The organism is Pseudomonas sp. P4_C8 (genome assembly GCF_056401975.1).
Window position 1 is genome coordinate 118,679 of the sequence record NZ_JBFUIH010000019.1, and the last position, 18,594, is coordinate 137,272.

Below are 18,594 nucleotides of genomic sequence, written 5' to 3' on the forward strand. Positions count from 1 at the left end.
CGGCAAGCCGGGCTCCTACAGGTAATCACTCTTTTCTCCAGGAGCCGGCATGAGCCCAGCAGCCACGCAACTGTTCCGCCAGCAGGCCTACATCGGCGGCCAATGGCTGGATGCGCCCGATGGTGCGCAACAGGACATTTTCAACCCCGCCACCGGCGAACTGATTGGCCGGGTGCCGAGTCTTGGCGCCGCCGAAGCGCGCCAGGCCATCGCTATTGCCAATCAAGCCTGGCCAGCCTGGCGTGCAATAACCGCCAAGGAACGCAGCAACGCACTCAAGCGCTGGCACGCCCTGATGCTGGAAAACGCCGATGCCCTTGCCGAAATCCTCACTCTGGAACAGGGCAAGCCCCTGGCGGAAGCCAAGGGGGAAATTCTCTATGCGGCCAGTTTCATCGAGTGGTTTGCCGAAGAAGCCAAACGCATTTACGGCGACACCATTCCAAGCCACAAGGGCGATGCGCGCATCGTCGTCAGCAAAGAGCCGATCGGTGTCGTCGCGGCGATCACGCCATGGAATTTCCCTGCCGCGATGATAACTCGCAAGGCCGGTCCGGCACTGGCTGCGGGTTGTCCATGCATCGTTAAACCGGCGCCGGAAACCCCGTTTTCGGCATTGGCCATGGCCGCATTGGCCGAACAGGCCGGCATTCCAGCGGGCATCTTCAACGTAATCACCGGGGACGCTGTCGCCATCGGCGGCGAGCTGACAGCAAGTCCCTTGGTGCGCAAGCTGTCGTTCACCGGTTCCACTGGCATCGGCAAATTGCTGATGGCGCAGTGCGCACCGACACTGAAAAAAGTCTCGCTGGAACTGGGCGGCAACGCGCCATTTATTGTCTTCGACGATGCAGACCTGGAACGTGCCGTGGAGGGCGCGCTGATCGCCAAGTTTCGCAATGCCGGCCAGACCTGTGTCTGCGTCAATCGCTTCCTGGTGCAGGACGGAATTCACGACGCCTTCGTCGCGCGGTTGGCCGAACGGGTTTCGCAACTCAACGTCGGCAGCGGTTTCGATGCCGGGGTCAATCAAGGCCCACTGATCAACGACCGCGCCGTGGCCAAGGTTGAAGACCATGTGCAGGACGCGCTTGCACAAGGTGCGCAATTGCTTTGTGGAGGCGAGCGTCACGCGTTGGGCCACGGCTTCTTCCAGCCAACAGTGCTGGCCGGCGTGACATGCGCGATGAAAGTCGCCCAGGAAGAAACCTTTGGCCCATTGGCAGCCGTGTTTCGCTTTGACAGCGAAGCCCAAGCGATCCAAATGGCCAACGACACCGAGCTCGGTCTGGCCGCCTACTGTTACACCCGTGATCTGGGCCGGGCATGGCGCATGAGTGAAGCTTTGGAATACGGCATGGTCGGGATCAACGAAGGGCTGATTTCCACTGAGGTCGCGCCTTTTGGCGGGATCAAATCCTCGGGTCTGGGCCGCGAAGGCTCCAAGTACGGCATCGAAGACTACCTTGAACTTAAATACACCCTGATGGGCGGGCTCTAGGTCATGTTGGTCATATTGTAGGAGTCCGGCTTGCCGGCTATGGCGTTCTTGAGGACGCCTTCGCCGGCAAGCCGGGCTCCTACAGAACAGCACTGATATCCGTGCCCCACGGAGATAAGCGAAATGAGTAACGAGAAGTACGAAAAAGGCTTGCAGATCCGCACCCAGGTACTGGGTGAAGCCTATGTGAAACGCTCCATCGAGAATGCCGACGACTTCACCCGTCCGTTGCAGGAAATGGTCACCGAGTACTGCTGGGGCCACGTCTGGGGTCGTGAGGGTTTGTCGCTAAAAGAGCGCAGCATGATCAACCTGGCCATGATCTCGGCCCTCAACCGGCCTCACGAACTCAAGCTGCATGTGCGCGGTGCCTTGCGTAACGGCCTGAGTCGTGAGCAAATACGCGAAATTCTGCTTCAGGTCGGCATATATTGCGGTGTACCCGCTGCCGTCGACAGTTTCCGGCTCGCCCGTGAAGCGTTCGCCGAAGCCGATGCCGAGGCCTCCAGTTAACCTTGGCTGTTTGATTGAATGAGTACGGATGATCCAAAGGATCGAAGTGCTCTTTTTGCATGGACAGCCACATTCAGAGCGGACCCCATGAAACGCCTGCCACTCGACGACAGCTTCAAGGTCAATCGCAACCCCGTTACCCTGCGCGAAATCGTGCTGGATAAACTGCGAAGCGCCATCATGAACTTCCAGCTTCTGCCGGGAGACCGTCTGGTCGAACGCGATCTGTGCGATCGCCTGGGCGTCAGCCGTACCTCCGTGCGCGAAGCGTTGCGTCACCTGGAATCCGAAGGTCTGGTGGAATTTGCCGACGCCAAGGGCCCACGGGTGGCGATCATTACCCTGGCCGATGCCGTCGATATTTATGAGCTGCGTTGCGTGCTCGAAGGGCTGATCGTTCAGCTGTTCACCCTGCGCGCCAAGGCCAAGGACATCAAGGCCCTGGAAAAAGCCCTGGAGGAAAACCGTCAGGCGCTCAAGGAAGGCGAACTGCAACAAGTCATCGACTCCGTGCAAGGTTTCTACGACGTACTGCTCGAAGGCTCCGGTAACCACGTCGCGGCTACTCAGCTGCGTCAGCTTCAGGCGCGCATCAGCTACCTGCGCGCGACGTCGGTGTCCCAGGAAAACCGTCGTGGCGCCAGCAACCAGGAAATGGAACGCATGGTCGAGGCGATCAAGAGCGGTGATCCTCTGGCCGCTCACCAGGCTTGCGTCGACCACGTCCGCGCCGCCGCCACCGTCGCCCTCGATTACCTCAAGCGCAAGCAGGATGAGACCGGGGCGATCCCCGAGATCACCCAACCCATCGCGCTCAAAGAACCGCGCATAGGTCGCTAATCATGTTCAGCCCGAGCTTTTGTCCAAAGTGCGGCGGCAATGACCTCGGTCAGCAGCAACCGCCGGGCGATACGCACGAGCGCCTGATGTGCCGCAGCTGCGGCTATATCCACTACATCAATCCGAAAATCATTGCCGGGTGCATCATCGAGCAGGACGGCAAGTACTTGCTGTGCCAACGCGCGATCCCGCCGCGCCCCGGCACCTGGACGCTACCAGCGGGCTTCATGGAGGCTGGCGAAACCACCGAGCAGGCAGCGTTGCGCGAGGTCTGGGAAGAGAGTGGCGTGCGGGGCGAAATCCTCTCACCCTACTCGATCTTCAGCGTGCCGAAGATCAGCGAGGTGTACATCATCTTCCGCGCCATCGCCCTGGAAATCACTGGCCAGTTCGGGCCGGAAACCCTCGACTACAAATTCTTTGCACCCGAGGACATCCCTTGGGACAGCATCTATTACCCGGCGATCCGGCAGATCCTCGAGCGCTACATCGAGGAACGGCAGGCCGGCGTCTATGGCATCTACATCGGCAACGACGACAGCGGCAAGATTCATTTCATCCGCTAGCGAAAACCGGTTTCCCCTGTAGGAGCTGGCTTGCCAGCGAAGGCGCCCGCAAGATAAGTGCAATGCTCAAGGACGCCTTCGCCGGCAAGCCGGCTCCTACAGGGTTATGTGGCGTTTTTCATGCTGGCGCTACACCCTCGACAATAATCACCTCGGCCCGAGCCACCCCCTCGCGATGCCCTTTCGCCTCCTGATACAGATCTGACCGATAGCACGCCAGCGCCTGTTCATAAGAGTCAAATTCGATCACCACGCTGCGTTGTGGCGTCGGCCGACCTTCCATCGCCTCACTGCGCCCGCCGCGCGCCAGCAATCGTCCGCCATATTCGGCAAATGCCTGCGGTGCCCGCAGGGTGTATTGGCTGTATTGATCGGGGTCGGTGACATCCACGTGAGCAATCCAGTACGCCTTCATAGTGACCTCTCGGTTGATTTTGTATTATGGTATACCACAATACATTTCCATCAAACACTGAGATTCCCGACATGGCCTTCAACACTATCGAAGAAATTATCGAAGACTATCGCCAAGGCAAAATGGTGCTACTGGTCGATGACGAGGACCGGGAAAACGAAGGCGACCTGCTGCTGGCAGCCGACTGTTGCACAGCCCAAGCGATCAGCTTCATGGCCCGTGAGGCGCGTGGCCTGATCTGCCTGACGCTGACCGACGACCACTGCCAGCGCCTGGGTCTGGAGCAAATGGTTCCGAGCAATGGCAGTGTGTTCAGCACCGCGTTCACCGTGTCCATCGAGGCCGCCACCGGGGTGACTACCGGCATCTCCGCGGCGGACCGGGCGCGCACCGTTGCGGCGGCGGTTGCCCCGAATGCCGGGCCCGCCGATCTGGTGCAGCCGGGGCACATCTTTCCGTTACGCGCCAAGGAAGGTGGCGTGCTGACCCGCGCCGGTCATACCGAGGCTGGCTGCGACCTGGCGCGCCTGGCAGGCTTCACGCCGGCCTCGGTGATCGTCGAAGTCATGAACGATGACGGCACGATGGCCCGTCGTCCGGACCTGGAAGTGTTCGCGCGCAAGCACGGCATCAAGATTGGCACCATCGCCGACCTGATTCACTACCGTCTGAGCACCGAACACACCGTGGTGCGCATCGGTGAACGCGAGCTGCCCACCGTGCACGGCACCTTTCGTCTGATCACCTTCGAGGATCGCATCGAAGGCGGTGTCCACATGGCAATGGTGATGGGCGACTTGCGCCGCGATGAAGCGACGCTTGTGCGTGTGCATGTGATCGACCCATTGCGCGATCTCGTCGGCGCCGAGTACAGCGGCCCGTCCAACTGGACGCTATGGGCCGCGTTGCAGCGGATTGCCGAAGAAGGTCGTGGCGTGGTGGTGGTGTTGGCTAACCATGAGTCGTCACAGGCATTGCTCGAGCGTGTACCGCAACTCACGCAGCCGCCTCGCCAGTTCAGCCGTTCGCAGTCACGCATCTATTCTGAAGTGGGGACTGGGGCGCAGATCCTGCAAGACCTTGGCGTGGGCAAACTGCGTCATCTCGGCCCACCGCTCAAATACGCGGGTTTGACCGGGTACGACCTGGAAGTCGTAGAAAGCATCCCGTTCGCCCAGTGAATAGTGACCCACTGTAGGAGCTGGCTTGCCAGCGATGGTCGTCAACGATGACGCGTGTTTGCCGGATAAACGCGGTGTTTGTGAATCCATCGCTGGCAAGCCAGCTCCTACAAAGGGCAAGTCGTCCTCTGGATTCGAGTTAGGTTGGGCAATGCCCTCGCCGAACAAAAAAGCATGTTTTGGCTGATAGCCGGTACGGCAAAGTGCTTGCACAAAGTTTGGAATACCATAATATGATATTCCATAGACCGGACAGTCAGAACTGACTCGATGGACCTACTGCTCCCGATAGGCGGGCGCTCGAAGCCCCGCTCATAAACACAACAATGAGGGCGTGAAAATGGTGTTGAACAAACGTGCAACCGCGGTTCTTTTTGCGGGACTGCTGAGCGTGACCAGCCAAGCGTTGATGGCAGCTGAAAGCGTCAACTTTGTCAGCTGGGGCGGCAGCACTCAGGATGCGCAAAAGCAAGCCTGGGCCGATCCGTTCAGCAAGGCCAGCAGCATCACCGTGGTCCAGGATGGCCCCACCGACTATGGCAAACTCAAAGCCATGGTCGAAAGCGGCAACGTGCAGTGGGACGTGGTTGATGTCGAAGCTGACTTCGCCTTGCGCGCCGCCTCCGAAGGCCTGCTCGAACCCCTCGATTTCAAAGTCATTGAACGGGATAAAATCGACCCGCGGTTCGTCTCCGATCACGGCGTCGGCTCGTTCTTCTTCTCCTTCGTCCTCGGCTACAACGAAAGCAAGCTCGGCGCCAGCAAACCCCAGGACTGGTCCGCGCTATTCGACACCAAGACCTACCCCGGTAAACGCGCACTCTATAAATGGCCAAGCCCAGGTGTGCTGGAACTGGCGCTGCTGGCTGACGGCGTCGCCGCGGACAAACTCTATCCGCTAGACCTGGATCGGGCCTTCAAGAAACTCGACACCATCAAGAAAGACATCGTTTGGTGGGGCGGCGGCGCCCAGTCGCAACAGTTGCTGGCCTCCGGCGAAGCGAGCATGGGTCAATTCTGGAACGGCCGCATTCACGCGCTGCAAGAAGACGGCGCCCCCGTCGGCGTGAGCTGGAAACAGAACCTGGTCATGGCCGACATCCTGGTCATTCCCAAAGGTTCGAAAAACAAGGACGCAGCGATGAAGTTCCTGGCTAACGCCAGCAGTGCCAAGGGCCAGGCCGACTTCTCCAACCTGACCGCCTACGCTCCGGTCAACGTCGACAGCGTCGCGCTCCTGGATTCGGCTTTGGCACCTAACCTGCCGACTGCCTACGCCAAGGATCAGATCACTCTTGATTTCGCGTATTGGGCCAAAAACGGTCCTGCCATCGCGACACGGTGGAACGAATGGCTGGTCAAATGAAAATGACGGTAACCGCGCCCCGTCAACCCACTGCATCCGGTAGCGCCAATGGTGCTGCCGGTCTGGCCCTCGGCGAGGCGGTTGCGATGAGGCAATCCCCGACTCTGGCACAACGCTGGCGTGGTTCGAGCAACCTGATCCCCGCCCTTCTGTTCCTCGGTCTGTTCTTTCTGGCACCGTTGATTGGCCTGCTGCTGCGCGGCGTGCTTGAGCCGGTTCCAGGGCTGGGCAACTACGAGCAATTGTTCGCCAACTCGGCGTATGCCCGGGTGCTGCTCAACACCTTCTCGGTGGCCGGCCTGGTGACACTGTTCAGCCTGCTGCTGGGCTTTCCGCTGGCCTGGGCCATCACCCTGGTGCCGCATGGCTGGGGTCGCTGGATTCTCAACATTGTGTTGTTGTCGATGTGGACCAGTCTCCTTGCCCGTACCTACTCCTGGCTTGTGCTGTTGCAAGCTTCGGGGGTCATCAACAAGGCGTTGATGGCGATGGGCATCATCGATCAACCGCTGGAGATGGTGCATAACCTCACCGGCGTGGTGATCGGCATGAGCTACATCATGATCCCGTTCATCGTACTGCCGCTGCAGGCGACCATGCAGGCTATCGACCCGATGATTCTGCAAGCCGGCTCGATCTGCGGTGCCAGTCCCTGGACCAATTTCTTCCGGGTGTTCCTGCCGCTGTGCCGGCCAGGCCTGTTCTCCGGTGGCCTGATGGTGTTTGTGATGTCTCTGGGTTACTACGTCACCCCGGCGCTGCTGGGTGGTGCGCAGAACATGATGCTGCCCGAGTTCATCATTCAACAGGTGCAGTCTTTCCTCAACTGGGGGCTGGCGAGCGCCGGTGCCGCGTTGTTGATCGTCATTACGCTGGTGTTGTTCTACTTCTACCTGAAGCTTCAACCGGAATCCCCGGTTGGCGCCAGCAACGCGAGGTAAGCCGTCATGCTCCTGACCCCTAATGCCATGAGCCGTCGGATGCGCTTCGGCCTGTACTTCACCACCGGGCTGATCGGTCTGTTCCTTTTGCTGCCGATCGTGTTCATCGTGCTGCTGTCGTTCGGATCGTCGCAATGGCTGGTGTTCCCGCCACCGGGCTGGACGCTGAAATGGTACGGCCAGTTCTTCTCCAACGCCGACTGGATGAACGCTGCAATGGCCAGCCTCAAGGTTGCGGTGTTGACAACATTCTTCGCCGTCGCCCTGGGCCTGCCCACTGCATTTGCCCTGGTACGCGGCCGCTTCCCTGGCCGGGAAATGCTCTACGGCCTGTTCACCCTGCCGATGATCGTGCCCTTGGTGATCATCGCCGTGGCGGTGTACGCGCTGTTCCTTAAACTGGGCTACACCGGGACGATGTTCGCTTTCGTGGTCAGCCACGTCATCGTTGCATTGCCGTTCACCATCATCTCGATCATCAACTCGCTGAAGCTGTTCGACCAGTCGATCGAGGATGCCGCTGTGATCTGCGGTGCATCACGCCTGCAAGCGGTGTTCAAGGTGACCTTTCCGGCGATCCGTCCGGGCATGGTCGCCGGTGCCCTGTTTGCGTTCCTGGTGTCGTGGGACGAAGTGGTGCTGAGCGTGATGATGGCCAGCCCGACCCTGCAAACCCTTCCCGTGAAAATGTGGACCACCCTGCGCCAGGACCTGACGCCCGTGATCGCCGTCGCTTCGACGCTGCTGATCGGCCTCTCGGTATTGGTCATGGTGATCGCCGCCGCACTGCGCCGGCGCAATGAAATCAGCGCCTGAGCGCGCAGGAGTACGACATGAGTGCAGTGATTAAAGATTCCGCTCAACAGAACGACCAGTCGCTGGTAAGCCTGCGCAACCTGAACAAGCACTACGGCGACTTTGCCGCCGTGGACAACATTTCGCTGGACATCAAGGACGGTGAATTCCTCACCTTTCTCGGCTCCAGCGGCTCCGGTAAAAGTACCACCCTGTCGATGCTGGCCGGTTTCGAAACACCGAGCAGCGGCGAGATCCTGGTCAATGGCCAATCGCTGGTCAACGTGCCGCCACACAAGCGTGACATCGGCATGGTGTTTCAGCGCTACTCGTTGTTCCCGCACCTTTCGGTGCGCGACAACATCGCCTTCCCATTGGCGATTCGCAAATTGGCCACAGCGGAACGTGAACGTCGGGTCGATGCAATGCTCAAGCTTGTGCAGCTTGAACAATTCGCCCATCGCCGCCCTTCGCAACTCTCCGGGGGGCAGCAACAACGCGTCGCCATCGCCCGGGCGCTGGTCTATGAGCCACGCATTCTGTTGATGGATGAACCCCTTGGTGCGCTGGATAAAAAGCTGCGCGAAGACTTGCAGGATGAATTGCGCCAACTGCATCGACGTTTGGGCATCACCATTGTCTATGTGACCCACGACCAGGAAGAAGCCATGCGTTTGTCCCAACGCATCGCGATTTTCAGTCACGGCAAGATCGTCGGCCTGGGCAGTGGCTATGACTTGTACCAGAACCCGCCGAATGCGTTCGTCGCCTCGTTCCTCGGTAACTCGAACTTCCTGAAACTTAAGGCTCAGGGCAACGCGGTGGCTTCGTTCGAAGGGCAATCGCTGTCGATCCGCCTGACAGCCGGCCTGCAAACCAATCAGGATGTTTTGCTGATGGTGCGCCCGGAAAAGGCGTTGGCACTGAGTATCGAACAAGCCACTCAGGAGCCGCTGGCTGCGGGCTGGAATGAAGTATCAGCCAAGGTTGTGGAGGTGTTGTTCCTGGGCGAAAGCCAGACCTGCAGCGTACTGACCTCGGGCGGTACGTCGATGACCGTGAAGGCACTTTCAGCTGCTGGCATGCCAATGAAAGCAGGTGATCCGGTGCGTGTGCGCTGGGCTACTGCGGATGCCTGCGTCTATACCGAATGGGCTGAGAGCGATTTGAACAAGGCTGCTGGGGCGCATTGATTTTTTGATGTTCACGCCAGTGAGCTGCTAGTTAAGTGCCACTCTCGGGTCGCCGCAACGTCGGGTTGCGGTGGCCCTTTTTTTTGCATTTATTCCACGCCTTATTTGTTTCGCAGACGTCATCGCGAGCAGGTTCGCTCCCACATTGTTCAGTGATGTACACAACATTTGTGTTTGGCACATTCCCCTGTAGGAGCACGGCTTGCCGGCGATGGCGGTAGGTCAGGCGCTTCGATGTCGACTGCTCTACAGTCATCGCGAGAAAGCTCAGCTCCCACAGGGAAATGCGTACAACCTCCCGATCAGGCCGCCGGTAGGCCACCTCGCTGTGGCTCCCACATTGTTCAGTGATGTACACAACATTTGTGTTTGGCACACTCCCCTGTAGGAGCACGGCTTGCCGGCGAAGGCGGTGGGTCAGGCGCTTCGATGTCGACTGCTCTACAGTCATCGCGAGCAAGCTCAGCTCCCACAGGGAAATGCGTACAACCTCCCGGTCAGGCCGGTCGGCCGCCTCGCTTTAGCGTTTGCGGTGCACGCCCCCTCGAGAGGCCGAGTGGAGGTTCTGCGCAGTGGGCAACCCGGCATGGATGCCGGGTTAGCCGCCCCCGGCCATGGATGGCCGATGGCGGCGGGCCCACGGAGCAGGACCGGAGCGAGGGCATGCCGAGCCTGGCCGAGGCACCGAACGAAAGGGGCAAGAGCCCTTGGTTACTTTGGGCCGGGCCGCGCAGGCTTTTCCAAGTGACTCGCTGTAAGAGCGAAACCGCTAGCAGCCGTTACCGCAGGAATGGATATGTACACAATCAAAGAGCCCAAACAAAAATGCCCGGCAAAAAGCCGGGCATCCCAAACAAACTTAAATCAACGGGTATAACTCAACCTCGAAGCCCTGCTCCCCCGAGCCTCCCCTCGCGTAGCCAGACAATAGTAGAGCGGACAAGTCACCACCAACCCCACCAACCACGACAGGTCCGTACCCTCAACCAGATTGGCATACGGCCCCACATACAGCGACGTATTGGCAAACGGCAGCTGCACGATGATCCCGATGAAATACGCCACGATTGCATGCCAATTGAACCGCCCATAAATCCCGCCATCCGCACGGAAGATCGAGGCGATGTCATAGCACCCGCGCTTGATCACATAGAAGTCGATCAAGTTGATCGAGGCCCATGGAACCAGCACCAGCAGCAGCGCGAGGATGAGTCCGATGAACTGCGAAATGAAATCTGCAGACGCCCCCAGCGCCACCACACAGCAACCTGCCAACACCACACTCGACAACACCACACGCACCTTGATGCTGGGCGTCCACTGACTGGCGAAGGTCTGGATCGAGGTAATGATCGACAGTACCGCGCCATACAGATTCAAGGCGTTGTGACTGATGATATTGAGCAGGAACAGCACCATCAGAATCGGCCCCAGCCACCCGGTGGATTGCTTCACCGCCGCCATGGCTTCGGTACCTTCAGGGGTCGCCAGTACCACCACCGCGCCGAAGGTAAACGACAGGATCGTGCCCAGGGTTGCGCCCAGATAAGTGGCGAAGAACGGACGGGCGATGCCGATATCGGCCGGCAGGTAGCGCGAGTAGTCCGACACATAAGGCGAGAAACTGATCTGCCAGATGATCCCCAGAGACACCGTGGCCAACCAGCCCGACAGGTTAAACCCGCCGCGGGTAAAGAAATCCGCCGGCAGGTCATGGGCGAAGATGTAGAGGAAACCCGCAAGCAAGGCACTGCCCATGACCCAGGTGCCGATGCGGTTCAGGGTGTGAATGAAACGATAACCGATCACCCCGATCGCCGTAGCGCTGAGGGCGCCGATGAGGATGCTGGCGGGGACCGGGACTGAGGGTGCGATTCCGACAATCGACTTGCCGGCCAGCACGATATTGGAGATGAAGAAACCGATGTAGATCAGGGCGGCAAAGAACACGATCAGCAGCGCGCCATAGCGCCCGAACTGGCCGCGACTCTGCACCATTTGCGGAATTCCCATGCGGGGTCCCTGAGCCGATGCGAGGGCAATCACCAGCCCGCCGACCATGTGCCCCAGCGCTATCGCCAGCAGCCCCCAGAACAGATCGAGATGGAACACCTGAACCACCATGGCACCCGTAACGATAGGCAACGGTGCAATGTTGGTGCTGAACCATAAAGTGAAAAGATCGCGGGCCTTCCCGTGGCGCTCTGCGAGTGGAACGTAATCGACCGTGTGATTCTCGATCAACGGGTCTTGCCGGGACATCTGGGACATATGCATGAACTCGAGTTTGTCTGTTCTTATCTTTGTATGAAGCCAAACCGGGGGCACATCTTGGCACCCCTCAGATGCGGACCATATTATGGTATTCCAACATTTTCACAAGACTGATTCGGTCTTTGCGCACCCATCTGATCCGCAATCCTGCCGTAAAAGTGCACACGCCTCCTATCTTAACCCCCCGTAAATGCTGACTTTTAGACCAAAGGTGTACGTTTATCAGTCCACAGAAAAAGCACTTGCAAACGATGTATTACGGTATACCATCAGACCTACAAACCGATAAAAACACGTTTCACCACCCGAGGACCGTCCAATGATTGATGCCGCCATCTACAAACAAGTCATGGGCTCGTTCCCGTCCGGCGTAACGGTGATCACCACGCTGGATGACGACGGTCAAATCGTCGGCCTGACCGCAAGCGCCTTCAGCTCGCTGTCCATGGACCCGGCCCTGGTGCTGTTCTGCCCGAACTACAGTTCCGACTCCTATCCCGTTCTGATCAAGAACAAACGCTTTGCCATTCACGTGCTTTCCGGCGGCCAGCAGAGCGAAGCCTATGCGTTCGCGCGAAAAGGCAAAGACAAGGCGCAAGGTATCGAATGGACCTTGAGCGAACTGGGCAACCCCATTTTGGCCAACGCTACGGCGGTCATCGAGTGCGAGTTGTGGCGCGAATATGAAGGCGGCGATCACGCGATCATGGTGGGTGCCGTGAAGAACCTGATCGTGCCACAGCAAAACACCGGACCATTGGTGTATTGCCACGGCAAGATGGGCGCCCTGCCCGTACTTGCATGAGTCAGCTGATCCGGAAATAATTTGCGCGAATAGCGTATTATGGTATACCAATAACCATCAGGCCCGCAGTCGACAGGCCGACAACAAAAGATCCGAGGTAGCGTCATGAAGTTTTCCTTGTTCGTACACATGGAACGTTGGGACGAAAGCGTCAGCCACCGCCAGTTGTTCGAAGATTTGACCGAACTGACCCTGATGGCCGAGGCCGGCGGTTTCAGCACCGTCTGGATCGGCGAACACCACGCCATGGAATACACCATCTCGCCAAGCCCCATGCCTTTGTTGGCCTACCTGGCTGCCAAGACCACCACCATTCACCTGGGCGCAGGTACCATCATCGCGCCGTTCTGGCACCCGTTGCGGGTCGCCGGTGAATGCGCATTGCTGGACGTGATCAGCAACGGTCGCATGGAAGTCGGCCTGGCCCGTGGCGCGTATCAGGTTGAGTTCGACCGGATGGCCGGCGGCATGCCTGCTTCTTCCGGTGGTCAGGCGCTGCGGGAAATGGTTCCGGTGGTTCGAGCATTGTGGCAAGGTGACTACGCCCACAATGGCGATATCTGGAAATTCCCGACGTCCACCAGCGTGCCGAAGCCGATCCAGAAGCCTAATCCGCCGATGTGGATCGCCGCGCGCGACCCGGACTCACACAACTTCGCCGTGGCCAACGGCTGCAACGTCATGGTCACCCCGCTGATGAAGGGCGACGAAGAAGTCCTCGACCTGAAGAACAAATTCCAGACCGCCCTGGACAACAACCCGGACGTGCCACGCCCACAGTTGATGGTGTTGCGTCACACCCATGTCCACTCGGTTGACGAACCTGAAGGCTGGAAAGTCGGGGCCAAGGCGATCGCCAAGTTCTACCGCACCTTCGATGCCTGGTTCGGCAACAAGGAAACGCCGGTCAACGGCTTCCTGGCGCCGAGCCCTGAGGAGAAATTCGCCGGCCGTCCAGAGTTCGAACTGGAGAGCCTGCACAAGACCGCCATGATCGGCACCCCGGAAGAAATCATTCCGCGCATCAAGTACTACCAGGAACTGGGCGTCGACGAATTCAGCTTCTGGTGCGACAACAGCCTGCCGCACGCCGAGAAGAAAAAGTCCCTGGAGCTGTTTATCAAACACGTGGTCCCGGCGTTCCGCTGAGTACTCTGCGCTGTGGGAGCGAGCCTGCTCGCGATGGACGTCAACGATAACGTGCTCCGCCTGAATAACCGCGTTGTCCGGGCGTTTTCGCGAGCAGGCTCACTCCCACAAGGGTCGATTCCCATGTTCAATGGTCGTCTCCAATCACTCGCCCTTCCCTCCGGCGCCGCGCGGGCTTATCTGCGCGGTGAATGGACCGCTTCGCACCTGCATTTCAAGCGCCTGCGCGCCAGTGTTTCAGCCAAGCAGAATGGCTTCTGGCAGTTAGTTCACTGAGCCCACCCGAACTGGAATTCACGCACCGACACCTCGCCCTCTCACGGCGAATAACGGTGCATCGTGTTTCGCCTTTGATCAGGTTTGCTCAATGAACAATAAAAACGCGCTGTTGATCATCGACATGCAGCAGGAGGACGGTCTCGTCCTGGAAAACTTCGACCCGGTAATTGCCCATACCGCAGCCCTGCTCGAAACCGCCCGCAGTCAGCGGACGCCTGTCATTTATACCCGCCATACCAACCGAGCCGACGGCATTGACCTGCCGCGCGGTGAACCCCGGGCCAGCGACGGCGGCCCCAGTAGCTATCGCGCCGGCACCCGGCAAGTGGAAATCATCGAACAGCTGGCGCCTCAACCGGGTGAACTCATCATCGACAAGGGCCGTTACAGTGCCTTTCACCGCACCAACCTCGATACCCTGCTCAAGACGCTGGAAGTCGACACGTTGATCATCTGCGGTGTGTTGACGGATGTCTGCGTACTCAGCAGCGTGTTCGATGCCTTTGCGCTGGGTTATCACGTTCGGCTGGTCAGCGACGCCTGCACCACGACCACCCTGGCGGGGCACTATTCGGCATTGCTGATCATGGCCAACTGGGTCTATTCACTGGAAATTCTCACCAGCACCGAATGTCAGCGCGCCCTGCAACAGCTCGATTACGTCAGCCTGAATCCCGAGCACCCGGACATGTTTGCCCATCAGCCCCATGAGCTGCCAGGCACCATCGCCCGTCTGCAAGCCCATCTCGTTCGGACTCAGGAGTAATCGCCATGAAAGTCGAAAAAAGAAGCATCGATTTCATCCCCGAAACCGAACGCCACGGTCGTCCCGCTTCGCTGTTCTATATCTGGTTCGGCGCCAACATGAACATCACCACCATCGCGTCCGGCGTGCTGCCGGTGGTGATGGGGCTCAACCTGTTCTGGAGCGCGCTGGCAATCATCATCGGCTCGCTGGTCGGGGCGATTTTCATGGCGTCCCACTCAGCCCAGGGCCCGAAGCTGGGCATCCCGCAGATGATCCAGAGCCGCGCCCAGTTCGGCGTGTTGGGCGCCGTATTGCCGCTGTTGTTCGTGATGCTGATCTACCTGGGTTTCTTCGTCAGCAACACCTTGCTCGCCGCTCAGGCGCTGGAGTCCGTCAGCCCGTTGCCGGCCAGCGGCAACATCTACCTGATCGGTGCCTTGTGCTTCGTCGTTGCGCTGTACGGCTATCGGCTGATTCACCGTTTGCAAAAGCTGCTCTCGATCCTTTCACTGCTGGTGTTTGCCGCCGCCACGTTGTTTGCCTTGCAGCTGTCGATTCCCGCCGAACAATGGCTGCCAACAGGCTTTTCGCTGTCGAAGTTTCTGGTGGCGGTGAGCATTGCCGTGACCTGGCAGCTGTCCTATGCGCCTTATGTCGCTGACTATTCGCGCTACCTGCCAAGCAGCACGCCGACCGCTCAGGTGTTCTGGTACAGCTACGCCGGCACGGTCAGTGGCGGCGCGTGGATGATGATTCTCGGGGCAATCCTGAGCGTCGGCATCGGCGACTTTTCCAGCAACGTTGGCGGCCATGTCGCCGGGCTGTTCGGCAGCGGCGCGATCCTGCTGTTCGCCTTCATTGTCTATGGCCAGGTGTCAATCAACGTGTTCAACCTGTACGGGGCGTTCATGTCGACCATCACCGTGATTGAACCTTTCGCCCGGCTCAAGGTGACACCGCGTGTGCGTGGCCTGTTCATGCTGGTGATCAGCCTGGTGGCGACTGCGCTGTGCACGATCAGTCAGGACGACTTCATCAGCTTCTTTCTCAACTTCATTTTCTTCATGAGCTACTTCCTGATCCCCTGGACGGCAATCAATCTGGTGGACTACTACTGCCTGCGAAAAGGCCAGTACCGGATCGATGACATCTTCGACCTCAACGGGATGTATGGAAGGGTCAACTGGATCGCCTGCGGCAGTTTCCTGCTGGCGATTGCCCTTGAGGTTCCGTTCATGAACACCACGTTGTACGTTGGCCCGGTGGCCACGGCACTGGATGGTGTCGACCTGGCCTGGCTGGTCGGCTTGCTGGTGCCGGCCTTGAGTTACTACTGGCTAATGAAACTCGGCAAGCGGGCGCCGGCGTTGAATCAAGCGTCGCAGTAACCGTAAAACAACAACGCCGGCCCTGGGCCGGCGTTGCACTGTTTCAGGCCACCTTAATGGTTGTAGGCACGCTCGTTGTGCTCGGCCAGATCCAGCCCCGAGGCGTTTTTCCACCCTACAGCCTCTGCGCAAAGCCATCCTTGATTGATATCAAGATATCGACATCGAGCGATTGCCCTCCCCATGCGCGCTCCAGGGGCTAAGCTTCTAACCGCTGAACAGCCTTGGAGACCTCGCTCATGCTCAATAAAAATCCTTTCCCAAACGCTGAGACACCAGTCCATCCACCTTTGTCGACATGGGACGATCAAGCCGCTGCAACATCCATCGAGGGCGATGCGTTTACCGCCCCGCCCGCGCTGACCAACGCCGAACTGGTTCACTTGCGAGTCCGAGTCATTGCCCTGGAAAACCTGGTCATCGCGTTGCTAGCCGAAGGCTCGGAACGTCAGCTCGCCGTTGCCAGAGAAATGGCCGATTACATTTCCCCAAGACCCGGTTTTACCCAGCATCCCTTGACCCTTCACGCGTCCGCACAGATGACCCACAGCGTCGAGCGCGCCCAACAATTTCGCCAGCGCGACGAACCACCGGTTTAATTGTTCAAAATTGGATAACCATCATTTTGTTCACAGTAATGCGTCCTGGACTCGGGGTCCTACTCGTCAGTGGTGATGGCTATGACCGAGCATCGCAGCGTCGGCACCGTAATGAGCGACTGTCAGACCGTCGTGCTACTTTACAGTCACGCCTTTGACTTGAAATGATCAGGTACAGGTGTGGGCAAGAAAGAGGTTGATTGAAAACGATAGAAAACCAAATTCCCGAGGGTTTTTTATTAGCTACAAGACCTCATAACAATTTGTTTTTATTAGATTTTTATTTTGTTTTTTAGAAGCTTGTCACAATCCGGGTGACGTCAACATGAAAACGGTCACGACCCTTTTCACCTGTCTTCTCGTCAGCGTATGCGCGGCGACGATCCCCTTTGCCGATGCTGCCAAGCATGAAAAGCATGCCAAGCCTGCGCCAACCTACAAAACCAGCTTCGACTGCGGCGACGCCAGAGCACGCGTAGAAAAACTCATCTGCCACGATCCACAACTGGCGCAGATGGATATTGAACTGATGCGTCTCTATCGCCTGGCGCTCACGGATGAACATTCCGTACCGCTTCCCGACAAAGTCATGCGTGACCAGCAGTTCTGGATCGATGCCCGCAATCAGTGTGGCACCGCGCCGGAGCCCAAGACCTGCACGGTCCGAAGTTATGCCGAGCGTGCGCACCAGCTACGCCAAGGCTCGGCCATTGTGAGAACCAAAGACCCCGACAGACTGACCGATGGCCCCCTGGCGTTTCGGTGTATCGGACTCAACGCGCTGATTGCCGCCACTTACTTTCACACGCAGCCGGGTGTCGTGTACCTGAAATGGGCAAACGCCTCGATCACCTTGAACCAGGTGCCAAGTGATTCAGGAAGCCGATACATCGGCAAGGATTACCAGGGGAACTACAGCTTCCGACAAAACGACTATGGGGTGTTTTTCCAGAAGCCAGGCTCTGGGGAAATGAGCTGTACGGTCGAGCCGGTCGGCTGAGGGCTCTGGCACGCCTGCAACAGAGCCATCTCATTGTCGACACCCGTTGCGATCAATCAAATATTCAGCCGCCCCAACCGCCATTTGCGGCATAACATTTCGACCACCATCCAAAATGTGTCGACAATCCTGTTGATTACCCTCCGACAAATCATTATATTTCGGCTCGATCACGAAATAGTGTCGACAATGAGTGTCATTGGCGAAAATCTCCGATTGGGGCAGACACCGATCTGTGCCTTCCGGCTTCGGGACAGAACACCTTTTGTAGGAACAGTTGATCTGGTGGTTTTGGGTGGTCACCCTCGATTACTGAACAACTGTTCCTACCTTTATTTAGTGGACCAATACCCGGCTGCTTTGCGCCCTGTTCGTTCACTCAACAACACGCGGTATGACAGGAGAAGCCCAGTGCTTGAGACCTACGTACAACAATTACAAGCACGTGCCGAGCAAGGGCTTCCACCCTTGGCGCTTAACGCCGAACAAACGGCAGGCCTGGTTGAGCTGCTGAAAAATCCTCCGGTTGGCGAAGAAGCGTTCCTCATTGACCTGATCACCCATCGCGTTCCACCTGGCGTGGACGAAGCGGCCTATGTAAAGGCCGGCTTCCTGTCCGCCCTCGCCCAAGGCGAAGCCACATCCCCTCTGATCGACAAGAAGCGCGCGGTTGAACTGCTCGGCACCATGCAGGGCGGCTACAACATCGTCACGCTGGTCAACCTGCTGGACGACGTCGAACTGGCCCCGGTGGCTGCCGAAGAACTCAAGCACACCCTGCTGATGTTCGACGCTTTCCACGACGTCGCTGAACGCGCCTGGAACGCTAACGTTCACGCCAAAGGCGTGCTGCAATCCTGGGCTGACGGCGAGTGGTTCAAAAACCGCCCTGTGCTGGCCGACAAGATCAGCCTGCGCGTGTTCAAGGTCACCGGCGAAACCAACACCGACGACCTGTCCCCTGCTCCGGACGCCTGGTCCCGCCCGGACATCCCGCTGCACGCCCTGGCCATGCTGAAAATGGCTCGCGACGGTATCGTG

Annotated in this window: 18 protein-coding genes and 1 pseudogene; 17 read left to right on the top strand and 2 right to left on the bottom strand. The window is 58.5% G+C overall.

The features are described from left to right. Positions 1–49: 49 nt before the first annotated feature. The 4 genes from AC1DWM_RS14170 to AC1DWM_RS14185 all read left to right on the top strand — a co-directional run bounded on the left by AC1DWM_RS14170 (position 50) and on the right by AC1DWM_RS14185 (position 3,420). On the top strand, positions 50–1,501 hold the full coding sequence (locus AC1DWM_RS14170) for an NAD-dependent succinate-semialdehyde dehydrogenase (RefSeq protein ID WP_477795458.1): 1,452 nt from the start codon (positions 50–52) through the stop codon (positions 1,499–1,501). A 123-nt stretch (positions 1,502–1,624) separates the two neighbouring features. Continuing rightward, positions 1,625–2,014: a carboxymuconolactone decarboxylase family protein gene (locus tag AC1DWM_RS14175; RefSeq protein WP_139645298.1), complete on the top strand. Its 390-nt coding sequence runs from the start codon at positions 1,625–1,627 to the stop codon at positions 2,012–2,014. A gap of 87 nt (positions 2,015–2,101) precedes the next feature. After that, the gene (locus AC1DWM_RS14180; protein WP_223521537.1) at positions 2,102–2,854 is read left to right on the top strand and encodes a GntR family transcriptional regulator; all 753 of its coding nucleotides are present in this window, start codon (positions 2,102–2,104) and stop codon (positions 2,852–2,854) included. Between the two features lie 2 nt (positions 2,855–2,856). Continuing rightward, on the top strand, positions 2,857–3,420 hold the full coding sequence (locus AC1DWM_RS14185) for an NUDIX hydrolase (protein WP_223521535.1): 564 nt from the start codon (positions 2,857–2,859) through the stop codon (positions 3,418–3,420). Between the two features lie 118 nt (positions 3,421–3,538). Here AC1DWM_RS14185 and AC1DWM_RS14190 read toward each other — a convergent pair whose 3' ends face one another. Further along, positions 3,539–3,835: a DUF1330 domain-containing protein gene (locus AC1DWM_RS14190; RefSeq protein WP_223521533.1), complete on the bottom strand. Its 297-nt coding sequence runs from the start codon at positions 3,833–3,835 to the stop codon at positions 3,539–3,541. 71 nt (positions 3,836–3,906) lie between these two features. Between AC1DWM_RS14190 and ribBA the strand changes: the two genes are divergently transcribed. From ribBA to AC1DWM_RS14215, 5 genes are all read left to right on the top strand, one after another. Then, positions 3,907–5,016, top strand: coding sequence for a bifunctional 3,4-dihydroxy-2-butanone-4-phosphate synthase/GTP cyclohydrolase II (ribBA, locus tag AC1DWM_RS14195; RefSeq protein WP_477795459.1), 1,110 nt, complete (start codon positions 3,907–3,909; stop codon positions 5,014–5,016). A 340-nt stretch (positions 5,017–5,356) separates the two neighbouring features. Then, complete coding sequence (locus AC1DWM_RS14200; protein ID WP_223521531.1) at positions 5,357–6,382, top strand: ABC transporter substrate-binding protein; 1,026 nt, start codon at positions 5,357–5,359, stop codon at positions 6,380–6,382. Continuing rightward, entirely contained in the window at positions 6,379–7,323 is a 945-nt protein-coding gene (locus AC1DWM_RS14205) for an ABC transporter permease (RefSeq protein ID WP_223521530.1), read from the top strand. Before AC1DWM_RS14200 ends, AC1DWM_RS14205 begins: the two co-directional genes overlap by 4 nt. 6 nt (positions 7,324–7,329) lie before the next feature. Next, positions 7,330–8,139, top strand: a complete 810-nt coding sequence (locus tag AC1DWM_RS14210; protein ID WP_223521529.1) for an ABC transporter permease — start codon at positions 7,330–7,332, stop codon at positions 8,137–8,139. A 17-nt stretch (positions 8,140–8,156) separates the two neighbouring features. Further along, positions 8,157–9,311 carry an ABC transporter ATP-binding protein gene (locus AC1DWM_RS14215; protein WP_223521528.1) on the top strand — a complete coding sequence of 385 codons (1,155 nt, stop codon included), beginning with the start codon at positions 8,157–8,159 and terminating at the stop codon, positions 9,309–9,311. Between the two features lie 864 nt (positions 9,312–10,175). Here the strand turns inward: AC1DWM_RS14215 and AC1DWM_RS14220 are convergent. After that, the gene (locus tag AC1DWM_RS14220; protein WP_477795460.1) at positions 10,176–11,582 is read right to left on the bottom strand and encodes a purine-cytosine permease family protein; all 1,407 of its coding nucleotides are present in this window, start codon (positions 11,580–11,582) and stop codon (positions 10,176–10,178) included. Between the two features lie 322 nt (positions 11,583–11,904). On the opposite strand from AC1DWM_RS14220, the gene AC1DWM_RS14225 reads away from it, so the two are divergent. The 8 genes and pseudogenes from AC1DWM_RS14225 to AC1DWM_RS14260 form a co-directional block, all read left to right on the top strand. Continuing rightward, entirely contained in the window at positions 11,905–12,390 is a 486-nt protein-coding gene (locus AC1DWM_RS14225; RefSeq protein ID WP_223521526.1) for a flavin reductase family protein, read from the top strand. Between the two features lie 105 nt (positions 12,391–12,495). Continuing rightward, positions 12,496–13,539, top strand: a complete 1,044-nt coding sequence (locus AC1DWM_RS14230; protein WP_223521524.1) for an LLM class flavin-dependent oxidoreductase — start codon at positions 12,496–12,498, stop codon at positions 13,537–13,539. Positions 13,540–13,662: 123 nt separating this feature from the next. After that, entirely contained in the window at positions 13,663–13,815 is a 153-nt protein-coding gene (locus AC1DWM_RS14235; RefSeq protein ID WP_223521522.1) for a hypothetical protein, read from the top strand. Between the two features lie 91 nt (positions 13,816–13,906). Beyond that, positions 13,907–14,584 (top strand): cysteine hydrolase family protein, encoded by a 678-nt coding sequence (locus AC1DWM_RS14240; protein WP_477795461.1) that lies wholly within the window; start codon positions 13,907–13,909, stop codon positions 14,582–14,584. Between the two features lie 5 nt (positions 14,585–14,589). Then, complete coding sequence (locus tag AC1DWM_RS14245; protein WP_223521518.1) at positions 14,590–15,954, top strand: purine-cytosine permease family protein; 1,365 nt, start codon at positions 14,590–14,592, stop codon at positions 15,952–15,954. A 239-nt stretch (positions 15,955–16,193) separates the two neighbouring features. Further along, on the top strand, positions 16,194–16,553 hold the full coding sequence (locus tag AC1DWM_RS14250; RefSeq protein WP_223521517.1) for a hypothetical protein: 360 nt from the start codon (positions 16,194–16,196) through the stop codon (positions 16,551–16,553). A gap of 325 nt (positions 16,554–16,878) precedes the next feature. Then, on the top strand, positions 16,879–17,553 hold the full coding sequence (locus AC1DWM_RS14255) for an MliC family protein (RefSeq protein WP_477795462.1): 675 nt from the start codon (positions 16,879–16,881) through the stop codon (positions 17,551–17,553). A 411-nt stretch (positions 17,554–17,964) separates the two neighbouring features. Beyond that, positions 17,965–18,594, top strand: a pseudogene (locus AC1DWM_RS14260) (bifunctional aconitate hydratase 2/2-methylisocitrate dehydratase); the annotation flags it as partial.

Coding starts and splice junctions, on each gene's coding strand:
- AC1DWM_RS14170 (WP_477795458.1), top strand. CDS start 50: ATGAGCCCAGCAGCCACGCAACTGTTCCGCCAGCAGGCCTACATCGGC.
- AC1DWM_RS14175 (WP_139645298.1), top strand. CDS start 1,625: ATGAGTAACGAGAAGTACGAAAAAGGCTTGCAGATCCGCACCCAGGTA.
- AC1DWM_RS14180 (WP_223521537.1), top strand. CDS start 2,102: ATGAAACGCCTGCCACTCGACGACAGCTTCAAGGTCAATCGCAACCCC.
- AC1DWM_RS14185 (WP_223521535.1), top strand. CDS start 2,857: ATGTTCAGCCCGAGCTTTTGTCCAAAGTGCGGCGGCAATGACCTCGGT.
- AC1DWM_RS14190 (WP_223521533.1), bottom strand. CDS start 3,835: ATGAAGGCGTACTGGATTGCTCACGTGGATGTCACCGACCCCGATCAA.
- ribBA (WP_477795459.1), top strand. CDS start 3,907: ATGGCCTTCAACACTATCGAAGAAATTATCGAAGACTATCGCCAAGGC.
- AC1DWM_RS14200 (WP_223521531.1), top strand. CDS start 5,357: ATGGTGTTGAACAAACGTGCAACCGCGGTTCTTTTTGCGGGACTGCTG.
- AC1DWM_RS14205 (WP_223521530.1), top strand. CDS start 6,379: ATGAAAATGACGGTAACCGCGCCCCGTCAACCCACTGCATCCGGTAGC.
- AC1DWM_RS14210 (WP_223521529.1), top strand. CDS start 7,330: ATGCTCCTGACCCCTAATGCCATGAGCCGTCGGATGCGCTTCGGCCTG.
- AC1DWM_RS14215 (WP_223521528.1), top strand. CDS start 8,157: ATGAGTGCAGTGATTAAAGATTCCGCTCAACAGAACGACCAGTCGCTG.
- AC1DWM_RS14220 (WP_477795460.1), bottom strand. CDS start 11,582: ATGTCCCAGATGTCCCGGCAAGACCCGTTGATCGAGAATCACACGGTC.
- AC1DWM_RS14225 (WP_223521526.1), top strand. CDS start 11,905: ATGATTGATGCCGCCATCTACAAACAAGTCATGGGCTCGTTCCCGTCC.
- AC1DWM_RS14230 (WP_223521524.1), top strand. CDS start 12,496: ATGAAGTTTTCCTTGTTCGTACACATGGAACGTTGGGACGAAAGCGTC.
- AC1DWM_RS14235 (WP_223521522.1), top strand. CDS start 13,663: ATGTTCAATGGTCGTCTCCAATCACTCGCCCTTCCCTCCGGCGCCGCG.
- AC1DWM_RS14240 (WP_477795461.1), top strand. CDS start 13,907: ATGAACAATAAAAACGCGCTGTTGATCATCGACATGCAGCAGGAGGAC.
- AC1DWM_RS14245 (WP_223521518.1), top strand. CDS start 14,590: ATGAAAGTCGAAAAAAGAAGCATCGATTTCATCCCCGAAACCGAACGC.
- AC1DWM_RS14250 (WP_223521517.1), top strand. CDS start 16,194: ATGCTCAATAAAAATCCTTTCCCAAACGCTGAGACACCAGTCCATCCA.
- AC1DWM_RS14255 (WP_477795462.1), top strand. CDS start 16,879: ATGAAAACGGTCACGACCCTTTTCACCTGTCTTCTCGTCAGCGTATGC.